Here is a 13,107-nt window from a genome sequence, read left to right as displayed (position 1 = left end):
GGTCCAGGGTGCTCAGGGCCGGGCGGGGCAGCCCGTACGACCGGGCAGGCTATCGCCCGGCCCGGTCAACGGCCGCGGAGGCGGCGCACCAGGATGCTCGCGTCGCCGCGCGACTCGAGGTCGGCGAGGACGACCGCGACCGCCTCGCGGACGATCCGGCCGCGGTCGACGGCGAGCCCGTGCTCGCCACGGAGCACCAGACGCGCGTGCTCGAGGTCCATCAGCTCCTCGGCGGAGACATAGACCGTGATCTTCTCGTCGTGGCGCTCGCGCCCGCTGGGCCTGCGGTTCGGCGTACGGGCGCGGCGGCGGGCCGGGCCGTTCTGCTCGGCCGCGGCCGAACCGCCCTGGGCCTGACGGCCCTTGGGCCGGTCCCCGGCGGCGGGGCGCCGCTCACCGACCGCGTCCTGGGAGGCCGTCTCCCGTCCCGTGTGTTCGCCCGAGCCGGATTGCTCACCGTCCGCGCGCTGCTCCTGCCCTTCGCGCGGCTCGGCGCCCGTGTCGGGTTCGGTGGCGGGCGGGGGCACCCGGGGGCTCTCGCCGTTCGTCTGGCGGCGCCCGGCGGCGGGAGCGGAGGACTGGAGGCCCATCCCTCCCGTGGTGCGGAACAGTTCGTCGGCTCCCGGCAGACTCACTCGGCGTGACACCGGGCGAGCACCTCCCTGGCGAGCTGGCGATAGGCGGCGGCACCGACGGAGTTGGACGCGTACGTGGTGATCGGCTCACCCGCGACCGTGGTCTCGGGGAAGCGGACCGTACGGCCGATGACCGTGTGGTAGACGTGATCGTCGAACGCCTCGACCACGCGGGCGAGGACCTCACGGCTGTGCACGGTGCGCGAGTCGTACATCGTGGCGAGGATGCCGTCCAGCTCCAGGTCGGGGTTGAGCCGCTCCTGGACCTTCTCGATCGTCTCCGTGAGCAACGCCACACCGCGCAGCGCGAAGAACTCGCACTCCAGCGGCACGATCACCTTGTGCGCGGCGGTCAGCGCGTTGACGGTGAGCAGACCGAGCGAGGGCTGGCAGTCGATGACGATGTAGTCGTAGTCGGCCATCAGCGGCTTGAGCGCGCGCTGGAGGGTCGACTCCCGGGCAACCTCGCTCACCAGCTGCACCTCGGCGGCCGACAAGTCGATATTGCTGGGCAGCAGGTCCATGTTGGGCACGGCCGTCTTCAGCAGCACCTCGTCGGCGGACATGCCCCGCTCCATGAGCAGGTTGTAGACCGTGAGGTCGAGCTCCATCGGGTTGACCCCGAGGCCGACCGACAGGGCGCCCTGCGGGTCGAAGTCGACGAGCAGGACCCGGCGGCCGTACTCGGCCAGGGCCGCGCCCAGGTTGATGGTGGAGGTGGTCTTGCCGACCCCGCCCTTCTGGTTGCACATCGCGATGATCTTCGCGGGACCGTGGTCGGTCAGTGGCCCGGGGATCGGGAAGTACGGCAGCGGGCGCCCGGTGGGGCCGATCCGCTCGCGGCGCTGGCGGGCAGCGTCGGGCGCGAGCGTGGCCGCGTATTCGGGGTCTGGCTCGTACTCCGCGTCCGGGTCGTAGAAGTGCCCGTCGGGGAGGTCGTCGTAGTCGGCGAAGCGGGCGGGATCCGTGCCCCCCTGGTCGCCGGCCATGGCGTTCACGTGATGGCCGTCCATGCTGTGGCTCTGGTGGGCTGTCGTCGGGCTCTGGCGGGTTGCGAAGGTACGGACAGCGACGGAGCCGACAGCCTCGAGCCCCGAGGGGCCCTGGCCCCGCGCAGCCGGTCCTGGTTGACCACCCCCGGGAGAAAATGTCGACTCATTCACAAGTCGTCCTACCTCCTTGGTGACCAGGAAATTTCTCTATAGGTCAGCGTGACACCATGCCGACGGTTGGCGACTCTATGGCGTGTCACCGGTCCGCAGCAACACAATCCACCGGACACGGCACGATGTGTCGGCAATCGAACATCCCGATGTCAAGGGCGTGTGAACGGTGCCACGGAGATTTCAGCACCGCATAAAGCGTCTGAATAGTTGCATTTAGGGCGAGTTGGCCGAGCGGTGGTCGGCGCGCGATACGGGGCACAGCGGACACACCTTCGGCCGGGCCTCGTCCTTCGACAAGACCCGGCCGGATGCCCGATGTTGACATGTGGTTGACGGTCCGGGTTGACCGTCCGGCAACCGGGGTTCACGGGCCCGGCGGCCGGGTCCGGTGAACTCCGGGCGCCATTCAGCCGATCAGCGAGCCCAGTTCGACGACGGGCAGCTCATGGGCCTCGGCGACCGGGCCGTAGACGACCTGACCCTCATGGGTGTTGAGCCCCTTGGCCAGCGCGGCGTCCCGGCGCAGCGCGTCCCGCCAGCCGCGGTTGGCCAGCTCCACGATGTACGGGAGCGTGGCGTTGGTGAGCGCGTGGGTGGAGGTGTTCGGAACCGCGCCGGGCATGTTCGCCACACAGTAGAAGACCGAGTTGTGGACCTCGAACGTCGGCTCGGCGTGGGTGGTGGGACGGGAGTCCTCGAAGCAGCCGCCCTGGTCGATCGCGATGTCGACAAGGACACTTCCCGGCTTCATCCGGGACACCAGCTCGTTGGTGACCAGCTTGGGCGCCTTGGCGCCCGGGATGAGCACCGCGCCGATGACCAGGTCGGCCTCGAGGACGGCCTTCTCCAGCTCATAGGCGTTGGAGGCGATGGTCTGCACCCGGTTGCCGAAGATCCGGTCGGCCTCGCGCAGCTTGTTGATGTCCTTGTCGAGCAGGGTGACGTGGAAGCCCATGCCGATGGCGATCTGGGCGGCGTTCCACCCGGAGACGCCACCGCCGATGACGACGGCCCGCCCGGCGGCCACACCCGGCACCCCGCCGGGCAGCACGCCTCGGCCGCCGGCCGAACGCATCAGGTGGTACGCGCCGACCTGCGGCGCGATCCGGCCCGCGACCTCGGACATCGGCGCGAGCAGCGGCAGGGCGCGGTTCGCGGTCTCGACGGTCTCGTAGGCGATGGCGGTGGTGCCGGACTCCAGCAGCGCGTCGGTGCAGGCCCGGGAGGCGGCCAGGTGCAGATAGGTGAAGAGCGTCTGACCCTTGCGCAGCCGGTGGTATTCCTCCGCGATGGGCTCCTTGACCTTGAGCAGCAGGTCGGCCGTGGCCCAGACCTCGTCGGCGGTGTCGAGGATGTGCGCACCGGCGGCGGTGTACTCCTCGTCCGTGATGGACGAGCCGAGGCCCGCACTCCGCTCGATGACGACCTCATGGCCGCCTCGGACCAGCTCGTGCACACCGGCGGGGGTGATGGCCACACGGAACTCGTTGTTCTTGACCTCGCGGGGGATGCCGACCTTCACGTCGATCACGGTCCTTGAATGGGGGAAATGGAACATATCGCCATAGCCGACCACGGGTCGATACACCATCGACCATAGACAGGCAAACCGGCACGCGCGTCCGCATGCCGGAGACGACCGCAACAATCGCGGTACAGCCAGTCTAATGAAGGACGTCGCACTGTCTAGCCTTGCAATGCATCAATCTTTTGGGAGACCACTACTGATTTCGTAGGTCGGTAGCGTTTCAGGCCCCACTCTGAGGTGACGGACCGGTGTCTTCCGCCTCGCCCGCGTCGATCCTCCGGGCGGTGCGCCGCAGCGACCGCGCCACCGCGGGATCCCCGCCGAGCCGGTCCATCGCGTCCGCCGCATGGCGCGCCAGCTCGGCGTACAGCCCGGTGTCACCGCAGGTCCGGGCGGCCGCGGCGGTCTCCGCCCAGGTGCGCAGCGCCTCCCTCGGCCGCCCCGAGCGCTCCTGGGCGTCCGCGGTGCCGCCGAGCGCCCGGGCGTACCCCGGCTGGTCGCCCGCCCGGCGGCAGGCGGCCGCGGCGGCACGCCAGTCGCGCAGTGCCTCGCCCCACCGCCCGGCGTAGCCGTGGACGGTGCCGAGCCGTGCGTACAGCCGGGCCGCGGCGGGCGTGTCGCGGCGGCTCAGCCGCAGCTCCAGGGCGCGTCCGTACCAGTCGGCCGCCCGGTGCCAGTCCTCCAGCGCCTGGTATGTGCCGCCGATCGACTCCAGCGCACGCCCGGTCGTATACGGATCGCCCGAGGCGCGGGCGGCCTCCAGGGCGCTCTTGTAGCGGGCGAGGGCCTTGTCCACCCGGCCCGCCCCGCCGTCCAGATCGCCAAGGTTCAGCAGCGCGGCCGCCCGCTCCACCGGCAGATCGCGTCGCCGGGCCACGTCCAGCACCAGCTGATGCAGCCCGTACAGCTCCACCGCCGCGCCCTCGAAGCCCCGGTGGGCGGTCAGGGCGTGGGTCAGCGCGGCCACCAACCGCCGCGCCAAGGTGTCGAGTTGACCGGTCTCGACGGCCATCCGGGCGGCCTCGATCAGGGTGGGCAGCCGCTCCTCCAGCCAGTCGGCCGCCTCCGCCGACGACGAAAACCGCAGCGGCTTCGGCATTCCGGCCAGCTTCTTCCGGCCCGGCGAACCGGGGGGCTCGGCCGCCAGCCGGCAGGTGTGCAGCTGCCGTACGGCGCGCTCCAGCATCCGCGCCCGCGCCAGCTCCACCTCCGCCGGGCGCTCCTCGGCCGCCAGCCGCTCCCGCAGCAGCGGATCGAGACAGCCGGGCACCAGGTAGCGGCCGGTGCCGCGCGGGCGCAGCATCCCGTACGCGGCGAAGCCCTCCAGCGCCGCCTCGCCGTCCGCCACCGAGCAGCCGGCCAGCGCGGAGGCGATCTGGGCGTCGGCCGATCCGCCGGGCGCCAGCACCAGCAGCCGCAGCATCCGGGCGGCGGCCGACGGCAGCGCGGCGTAGGCCAGCCGGAAGGCGCGGGTGAGCGGGCGGGCGCCGTGGTCGAGGTCGCCCTCGTCCGGCGGCAGTTCGCGCAGCCGGGCCAGGGCGTCGTCCACCGACGCCTGGGGGCGGGCGGCGAGCCAGCCGCCGACCAGGACGAGCGCCGCGGGCTGGCCCGCGCACTCCTCGACCAGGGACTGCGCGGCCACCGGATCGCAGGTGATCCGGGTGGGGCCGGTGTACTGCGCCAGCAGCCCGACCGCCGCGCTCACATCCAGCCCGCCCACCGTGCACGGCCGCACATCCGGCACCCCGGTCAGCGGGCCGCGCGAGACGGCGACCACCAGGCAGTCGGGCTCGTCGGGCAGCAGCGCGTCCACCTGCTCGGCCCCGGCCACGTCGTCGAGCAGCAGCAGCACCCGCTTGCCGTCGAGGGCCGCGCGCAGCGCCTCGCCCAGATCGTCCTCGTCCGCCCCCGGCGGGGCGCTGACCCCGAGCCGTCCCAGCAGCTCACGGGCGGTGCGCTCGGTGGGGACGGGATCGCCGGCGGAGGTCGTCAGCCGGGCGCTCAGCACTCCGTCGGGGTAGTCGTCGGCGAGCCGCCGGGCGAGCTCCTCGGCCAGCGCCGTACGGCCCCAGCCGGGACGGCCCGCGATCAGCAGCACCCGGCTGCGGGCGGCCTTGCGGCCGGCGATGGTGTCCAGACCCGCGCGCTCGATATCGGCCCGCAGCGAGAGCAGCTCGCGCCGCCGCCCGGCGAACCCCCGCCCCACGGAGGCGGCCGCCGCGAACAGCACGGCCCGGGTCGCCCCGCTCCACACCCCGCCGTCCTGGGCGCCCGCGGTGGAGCGCCGTTGCCGCGGCGGGGTGTCGGAGGAGGAGGTCTCATCTCCGGGCGAACGGCCCGGGGCGGATTCCGGCGGACGGCCGGTAGCGGATTCCGGCGGACGGCCGGGGGCGGACGAAGCGGATGAAGCGGACGCGGCGGGCGGCGGCTGCCGCTTCCCTGGGGCCGTCGGCTCCCCATCGGTGTCGACCGCCTGCTCCGCCACGGGCCCACTCCCGTCCACCTGCGCGTACGAGCCCCTTCGGCTCACTATGAGCGTAGTTCACTCCGCGTCAGGTACCCGGTACTCGCCGCCCACAGCACGGACCGAAAATCACTCCATCGGATCTTCACCGAGGCCGAGCGGGGCCCATGCGCCCCATCAGTGGCTCAGGCAGTGGCTCAGGCGTCGAAGGGCCGGGCCGGCCAGGAGGCGTCGGCGGGCCGGAGGGCGTCGATGCCGTCGCCGGAGAGCGCGGCCCGCAGCGCCAGCGCGCCCGTCGCGAGGCAGTTGTTGTGCAGCTCGCCCGCGAGCGCGCCGCGCACCAGCTCCTCCAGGGACACCCGGGCGAGCTCCATGTCGGCCTCCTCCTCGGAGACCTCGAACCGCTCGCCCTCGGCCACGGAGACCTCCCGGGCCAGGAAGATCCGCACGGCCTCGTCACAGCCGCCGGGCGAGGTGTAGAGGTCGATGAGGACCCGCCAGTCCTCGGCCTTGACGTGCGCCTCCTCGTACAGCTCCCGCTGGGCGGCGTGCAGCGGGTTCTCACCGGGGATGTCCAGGAGCCCGGCCGGGATCTCCCACAGCCGCTGCCGGACCGGGTGCCGGTACTGCCGCAGCACGATCACGCGGTCGTCCTGGTCCAGGGCGAGGACGGCGACGGAGCCGGGGTGGACCTGGTAGTCGCGCTTCACCCGGCTCCCGTCGGGCATCTCCACCTCGTCCGTGCGCACGCTCGTCTTGTTGCCGGTGAACGGCGTGGCGGTGGCGGTGACCGGCCATTCCTCGGGGGTGTCCTGGATGCGCATGCTTGCCTCAGCGTCCTTTCCGCGTGCGGTTGCCGGGGCGGTGGGCCGCGCCGGCCGCCCGCCCCTGCCAACCGTAACGGTCAGACGCTCGCGCCCCGCGTCTGAGCTGCCACCTGTCGCCCGACCGCAGCCTTCACCAGGCCCGCGAAGAGCGGGTGCGGACGGGTCGGGCGGGAGCGCAGCTCGGGGTGGGCCTGGGTGCCGACCAGATAGGGGTGGACCTCGCGCGGGTACTCCACGTACTCCACGAGCTTGTTGTCCGGGGATGTGCCGGAGAAGACGATCCCGGCCTTCTTCTCCAGCTCACCGCGGTAGGAGTTGTTGACCTCGTAGCGGTGGCGGTGGCGCTCCTCGACATACGGCTGGTTGTCGTAGACCTCGCGGACGATCGAGCCCTCGGCCAGCTTGGCCGGGTACATGCCCAGCCGCATGGTGCCGCCCATGTCGCCCTCGCCCGCGACGATGTCGAGCTGCTCGGCCATGGTGGAGATCACCGGGTCGGTGGTGGCGGGCTCGAACTCGGTGGAGTTGGCGCCCTCGATGCCCGCGAGGTTGCGCGCGGCCTCGATGACGATGCACTGGAGTCCCAGGCAGAGGCCCAGCACCGGGATCTTGTTCTCCCGGGCGTAGGTGATCGCGCCGACCTTACCGATGACACCGCGGTCGCCGAAGCCGCCGGGGATGCAGACCGCGTCCACGCCGTCGAGCTGCTCCCGGGCGCCGGCCGCCGTCTTGCAGTCGTCGGAGGTGACCCACTTGATCTTCACGCGGGCGTTGTTGGCGAAGCCGCCGGCCCGCAGCGCCTCGGTGACGGAGAGATAGGCGTCGGGCAGGTCGATGTACTTGCCGACGAGCGCCACGGTGACCTCGTGGTCGGGCTCGTGGACCCGCTTCAGCAGGTCGTCCCACTGGGTCCAGTCCACGTCACGGAAGGGCAGGTCCAGCTTGCGGACGACATAGGCGTCCAGGCCCTCGGAGTGCAGCACCTTGGGGATGTCGTAGATCGACTTGGCGTCGATGGCGGCGACCACGGCGGCGTCGTCCACGTCACACATCAGCGAGACCTTGCGCTTGATGGAGGTGGGGACCTCGCGGTCGGCTCGCAGCACGATCGCGTCCGGCTGGATACCGATATTGCGCAGCGCGGCCACCGAGTGCTGGGTGGGCTTGGTCTTCAGCTCGCCGGAGGGGCCGATGTAGGGCAGCAGGGAGATGTGCACCACGAACACGTTGTCCCGGCCGACCTCGTGCCGGACCTGCCGGACGGCCTCCAGGAAGGGCAGCGACTCGATGTCGCCGACGGTGCCGCCGACCTCGGTGATGACGACGTCCACGTCATCGGTGGCCATGCGCCGGATGCGGTGCTTGATCTCGTTGGTGATGTGCGGAATGACCTGCACCGTGTCCCCGAGGTACTCACCGCGCCGCTCCTTGGCGATTACGGTGGAGTAGACCTGTCCGGTGGTCACATTGGCCGAGCCGTCGAGGTCGACGTCGAGGAAGCGCTCGTAGTGGCCGATGTCCAGATCGGTCTCGGCGCCGTCGTTGGTGACGAACACCTCGCCGTGCTGGAAGGGGTTCATCGTGCCCGGGTCGACATTCAGATACGGATCGAGCTTCTGCATGGTGACGCGCAGACCGCGCGCCTTCAGCAGCGCCCCCAGACTGGAGGCGGTAAGACCCTTGCCGAGTGAGGAGGCGACACCCCCGGTGACGAAGAGGTGCTTGGTCGTCATGGGCTTAGCGGCAATGGCCAAGAGGGGGCTCCCGTGGTCGCGTCGTGAGGGTGCGTACGGCAGCCGCTCCGGGGTCCGGGGGCGCCGCCGCTGAGGTTCGGGGGTTTTGTGCCCGCCGCTCCACGGGCTACCAGGGTAACAGCGCCCCGGAGCGGTCGTTGCTGACCTGGTTCCCGCGTTCGGTCTGCGCAATCGCCCGAACACCATGCGTGACCTGGCCACCCGATCGGCCGTGAGATGCGAGCCACGATGTGGACGGGCTCAAGCGGATCACCGTTGTCCGTCGTATCCTCATCGGACGCACGCATGCGAGCCACCCCGGCACGGCACCACCAGCACGCCCCCGGAACAAGAGCTCGTCAGAATTTTCCGAGACCGTAGGAAACGCCCTCCGGGGCGATACGGCCGTTCGAATGGGGAATGCACGTGGCCGGGCGTATCGAGGATTACGCACTGATTGGTGATATGCAGACGGCCGCCCTCGTCTGCAGAGACGGGACCGTCGACTGGCTGTGCCTGCCGAGGTTCGACTCCCATGCCGTCTTCGCCGGTCTGCTGGGCACCGAGGAACACGGTTTCTGGCGGCTGGGGCCCGCCGCCCCCGCGGGGAGCCGGCCGCCCACCGCGGACCGCCGCCGCTACCGCGGCGACTCCCTGGTCCTGGAGTCGGAGTGGGACACCCCGCGCGGCACGGTCCGTGTGATCGACTTCATGCCGCCCCGTGACGGCGCCCCGCAACTGGTGCGGATCGTCGAGGGGGTCAGCGGCCGGGTGCCGATGCGCTCCGCGCTGCGGATGCGGTTCTCCTACGGCTGGGTCGTGCCCTGGGTACACCGGGTGGACGGCCGTACCGTCGCCGTCGCGGGTCCGGACTCGGTGTGGCTGGACACCGAGGCCGACACCTACGGCAAGGACCTCACCACCTACTCGGACTTCACGGTGGGCCCAGGCGACCGGATCGCCTTCACCATCAGCTGGCAGCCCTCGCACCGCGAGCCGCCCGCCCTGCCCGAGCCGGAGGGCGCGCTGGAGGCCACCGAGGCGTTCTGGAAGGAGTGGGTCGAGCACTGCACGTACCACGGCCCCTACCGGGACGCGGTGGTCCGCTCGCTGATCACGCTCAAGGCGCTGACCTACGCCCCCACCGGCGGCATCGTCGCGGCGCCCACCACCTCGCTGCCCGAGGAGATCGGCGGCGTCCGGAACTGGGACTACCGCTTCACCTGGCTGCGGGACGCGGCGATCACCCTCTCCTCGCTGCTGCGCACCGGCTACCGCGAGGAGGCCCGCGCCTGGCGCGAATGGCTGCTCCGCGCGGTCGCGGGCGACCCGGAGAACCTCCAGATCATGTACGGCATCGCGGGCGAGCGGGAGTTGTCCGAGGCCGAGCTGACCTGGCTGCCCGGCTTCGAGAACTCCCAGCCGGTCCGGATCGGCAACGGCGCGGCGGGCCAGGTCCAGCTCGACGTCTACGGCGAGGTCACCGAGGCGCTGCACCTGGCCCATATGACGGGCCTGGCGCGCAACGACTACGCGAGCGTGCTCCAGCTGAAGCTGATCCGCTACCTCGAGGAGCACTGGGACGAGCCGGACGAGGGCATCTGGGAGGTGCGCGGGCCGCGCCGCCACTTCGTGCACTCCAAGGTGATGGCCTGGGTCGCGGTCGACCGCACCGTCAAGCTGATCGAATCCGGCGATGTGGACGGGCCGTTGGACCGCTGGCGGGAGCTGCGGGACGAGATCCACCGGGACGTCTGCGAGCGGGGCTACGACGCCGAGCGGAACACCTTCACCCAGTCCTACGGCTCCAAGGAGCTGGACGCCTCGCTGCTGCTCATCCCGCAGATGGGCTTCCTGCCGCCGGACGACAAGCGCGTCATCGGCACCATCGAGGCGATCCAGCGGGAGCTGTCGACCGAGGACGGCTTCGTGATGCGCTACCCCACCGCGGGCGAGGACGCCGGGGTGGACGGTCTCGAGGGTGACGAAGGGGCCTTCCTGGCCTGCTCGTTCTGGCTCGCCGACGACCTGGCGATGATCGGCCGGGTGGACGAGGCCCGGAAGCTCTTCGAGAAGCTGCTGGCGCTCCGCAACGACCTCGGGCTGCTGTCCGAGGAGTGGGACTCGCACAACCAGCGTCTGGTGGGCAACTTCCCGCAGGCGTTCAGCCATGTGCCGCTGATCGACACCGCGCTGCGGCTGACCGCGTCCGGCGCGTACGGAGGCTGACCTCCGGCCCGGGCCCGCGGGGGGGGGGGGCCCCCCACCTCCCGGGCCGCCCCCCGGGCGGGCGCGCGGGCGGGCGGCCCCGGCGGGGGGTGGCGCGGCCGCGAAGGGGCGGCTGAGCAGGTCGGAGGAAGTCCGCTACGGTTCGGGCAGCGCCCCGAAGGGGCGCGGGGCGGTGCCGATGTGCGGCTCCGCCGCGTGGGCGCGACCAGCCACGACGGCGCCGCAGTCGGCCGACGGCCCATCGCGGCACTTCCCGCGGAGCGCTTAGCGTGGCGGCATGGAACCACAGGGAACGATCACCGTGGCGCGGGCCCTCGGCCTTCCCGCCCTGCGCCGCGGGCTCCCCGAGGTGGTGTCCGGGCAGGAACTGCTGGACCGCCCGGTGCGCTGGGTGCACGCGGGCGAGGCGCCGAACATCGCCGCGCTGCTCAAGGGCGGTGAGCTGCTGCTGACCACCGGTCTCGGGGTCGGTCCGCGCCCCGCCGAGCAGCGCGCCTTCGTCCGCCGGCTCGCCGAGCGCGGCATCGCGGCGCTGGTGGTGGAGCTGGGCGCCCGGTTCCGTACCCTGCCGGGGCCGGTCGTGGACACCGCGCGCTCGTGCGGGCTGCCGCTGGTGCAGCTCCATCGCGAGGTGCCGTTCGTGACGGTCACCGAGGAGATCCACACCGAGATCGTCAATGAGCACTACGCCCTGCTGCGCCAGGCCGATGTGGTGCACCGGCAGGCCACCGAGGTGCTGCTGCGCGGCGGCGGGGTGCCGGAGATCCTGCGCCACTTCGCCGCCTTCGCGGCCAATCCGGTCTTCCTGGAGACCCCCGAAGGACAGCTGCTGTACGCGGCCGGGCCGGGCGGTACGCCCCCGGCGGGCGCGGCCGATCCACTGCAGGTGTGGGAGGGGCTGCGGGCGCCGCGCGCGGCCGAGCGGCCCGAGCCGCCGGCGGGCAGCGTGATCGCGGACATCCCGGGCGGCGGGCCCGGCCCCGGTGCCGTACGGGCGCGGCTGACCGTCCTTCCGGTGGCCGGGCCGCTGGGCCCGGTGCACCGGATCGCCGCCGAGCGGACGGCGGATCTGCTGGCGGTGGTGCTGCTGCGGGCGCGTCAGGAGGAGGAGCTCGCGGCGCGCGGGCGCGGGGACTTCCTCACCGATCTCGCCGAGGGCCGGATCGAGGCGTCGGACGCCCCCGCCCAGGCCCGGGTGCTGGGCTTCCGGCCGGGCTCGGGCGGGCCGCTGCTGCCGGTGGTGATGCGGCTGGTGGAGGATCCGCGGCCGCTGGCCGGGCGCGGGGAGAGCTGGGCCGCACTGGCGCACGCCGTGCAGGAGGAGCTGGCTGGGGTCGGGGTGCCGGTGCTGCTCGGCGTACGACTTCCGGAGGGGCGGGTTCCGCTGCTGGCGGGGCTGCGCGACGCGACCGAGCGGAGCGCGGTGGCCGAGCGGATCGCGGCGGCGCTGCGGGCCGGGGTGGAGCGGGCCTGGCCGGACCGGGCCGGCGCCCGGCCGCCGGTGGTGGTCGCCGGGCTCGCGGTCGGCTGGGACGCGGCCGGAGCCGAGCTGCGGCATGCGGCGGAGGCGGCGAACGCGGCGTGCGGATCGCCGCCCGACCGGGGCTGGTACGACGTACGCAGCCTGGATGTCGACCTATTGCTGTGGCGACTGCGCGAGCACGGCGATCTGGCCGCCTTCGTGGACCGGGTGATCGGTCCGCTACTGGCCCATGACCGCGCCGCCCGCCCGCCGCTGGTGCCGACGCTGGAGACATATCTACGGCATGCGGGGCGCAAGGCGGAGACGGCCCGCGCACTGCACCTCAACCGCCAGACGCTGTACGACCGGCTGGCCCGGATCGCGTCGCTGCTGGGCAGCGATCTGGAGGATCCCCGGACGGTGCTGGCCCTGGGGGTGGCCCTCCAGGCACGCCGCCATGTGCGGTAACACGGCGGCGGACCGCCCCGCCTGACGCGCGTACGGCCCACCGCGACGTAGGTGTGGCCCACCCGACACGGATGCGGCCCACCCCGACGCGGATGCGGCCCGCCTGACACGCATGCGGCCCGCCCCGACACAGGCACAGCCCACCCCGACGCAAGTGCGGCCCACCCGACACGGGAACGGCCCACCTGACACGGGCACGGCCCACCCATACGCGGATGTGGTCCGCCCCGCATGCCCGGGACCCCGTCCGGCGTCCCCCCGTGCCGCCGGGCGGGGAGTGGCTCCCTCGCTGTCCGCGGCGCCGCCCTCGCCGTGCGCCGCGAACTCCTCCCCGCCCGGCCGCCCGGTGCCGAACCGCGGCCGACGGCCCCTGCCCGGCCCGGCCCGGCGGATCTTCGCGGCCCGCGACGCCTGGCACGGCGCCCCCGGCCACCGCCGGGAGGCACCCCCCGCACCAGACGCCGCGGGCCTCGTGGCGGCGGCCGCTGACATCGCGGACGCGAAGACCGCTCCACCGGACGGGCCTACCGGGTGTGGGCCCCCGGGGGGGGGGGGGGCCCCCTGGACCCGGGGGTGGGGGGGGGGCGCCCGCCCC

The 13,107-nt window shown here is 72.7% G+C and carries 8 protein-coding genes; 2 read left to right on the top strand and 6 right to left on the bottom strand.

Translation table 11 applies throughout. From position 1 onward, the window contains the following. Window positions 1–65: 65 nt before the first annotated feature. The 6 genes from ACFXB5_RS17710 to ACFXB5_RS17685 all read right to left on the bottom strand — a co-directional run bounded on the left by ACFXB5_RS17710 (window position 66) and on the right by ACFXB5_RS17685 (window position 8,353). Window positions 66–647 (bottom strand): hypothetical protein, encoded by a 582-nt coding sequence (locus tag ACFXB5_RS17710; RefSeq protein ID WP_385208466.1) that lies wholly within the window; start codon window positions 645–647, stop codon window positions 66–68. Beyond that, entirely contained in the window at window positions 632–1,648 is a 1,017-nt protein-coding gene (locus tag ACFXB5_RS17705; protein WP_020872375.1) for a ParA family protein, read from the bottom strand. The genes ACFXB5_RS17710 and ACFXB5_RS17705 overlap by 16 nt, the downstream gene beginning before the upstream one ends. Window positions 1,649–2,207: 559 nt before the next feature. Beyond that, window positions 2,208–3,323 (bottom strand): alanine dehydrogenase, encoded by a 1,116-nt coding sequence (gene ald, locus ACFXB5_RS17700; protein WP_385208567.1) that lies wholly within the window; start codon window positions 3,321–3,323, stop codon window positions 2,208–2,210. Between the two features lie 226 nt (window positions 3,324–3,549). Then, window positions 3,550–5,814: a tetratricopeptide repeat protein gene (locus tag ACFXB5_RS17695; protein WP_385208463.1), complete on the bottom strand. Its 2,265-nt coding sequence runs from the start codon at window positions 5,812–5,814 to the stop codon at window positions 3,550–3,552. 176 nt (window positions 5,815–5,990) lie between these two features. Beyond that, window positions 5,991–6,617, bottom strand: a complete 627-nt coding sequence (locus ACFXB5_RS17690; RefSeq protein ID WP_385208460.1) for an NUDIX domain-containing protein — start codon at window positions 6,615–6,617, stop codon at window positions 5,991–5,993. Between the two features lie 80 nt (window positions 6,618–6,697). Next, entirely contained in the window at window positions 6,698–8,353 is a 1,656-nt protein-coding gene (locus ACFXB5_RS17685) for a CTP synthase (protein WP_201853713.1), read from the bottom strand. A gap of 420 nt (window positions 8,354–8,773) precedes the next feature. Here ACFXB5_RS17685 and ACFXB5_RS17680 point away from each other — a divergent pair, with 420 nt between their 5' ends. Together ACFXB5_RS17680 and ACFXB5_RS17675 are read left to right on the top strand one after the other, a co-directional pair. After that, window positions 8,774–10,582, top strand: coding sequence for a glycoside hydrolase family 15 protein (locus ACFXB5_RS17680; RefSeq protein WP_385208457.1), 1,809 nt, complete (start codon window positions 8,774–8,776; stop codon window positions 10,580–10,582). Between the two features lie 277 nt (window positions 10,583–10,859). Next, a complete protein-coding gene (locus tag ACFXB5_RS17675) occupies window positions 10,860–12,512 on the top strand; it encodes a PucR family transcriptional regulator (protein ID WP_385208454.1) in 1,653 nt (550 codons plus the stop codon). The last annotated feature ends 595 nt before the right edge of the window (window positions 12,513–13,107 follow it).

The sequence above is a fragment of the Streptomyces sp. NPDC059455 genome (assembly GCF_042750115.1).
Classification (GTDB): Bacteria; Actinomycetota; Actinomycetes; order Streptomycetales; family Streptomycetaceae; genus Streptomyces; species Streptomyces endocoffeicus.
This window is presented reverse-complemented; position numbering and strand designations above follow the sequence as displayed.

What these genes read in the sequence shown, in the direction of transcription:
- ACFXB5_RS17705 (WP_020872375.1), bottom strand. Translation starts at nt 1,648, where the DNA reads ATGGACGGCCATCACGTGAACGCCATGGCCGGCGACCAGGGGGGCACG.
- ACFXB5_RS17690 (WP_385208460.1), bottom strand. Translation starts at nt 6,617, where the DNA reads ATGCGCATCCAGGACACCCCCGAGGAATGGCCGGTCACCGCCACCGCC.
- ACFXB5_RS17685 (WP_201853713.1), bottom strand. Translation starts at nt 8,353, where the DNA reads ATGACGACCAAGCACCTCTTCGTCACCGGGGGTGTCGCCTCCTCACTC.
- ACFXB5_RS17680 (WP_385208457.1), top strand. Translation starts at nt 8,774, where the DNA reads ATGCACGTGGCCGGGCGTATCGAGGATTACGCACTGATTGGTGATATG.
- ACFXB5_RS17675 (WP_385208454.1), top strand. Translation starts at nt 10,860, where the DNA reads ATGGAACCACAGGGAACGATCACCGTGGCGCGGGCCCTCGGCCTTCCC.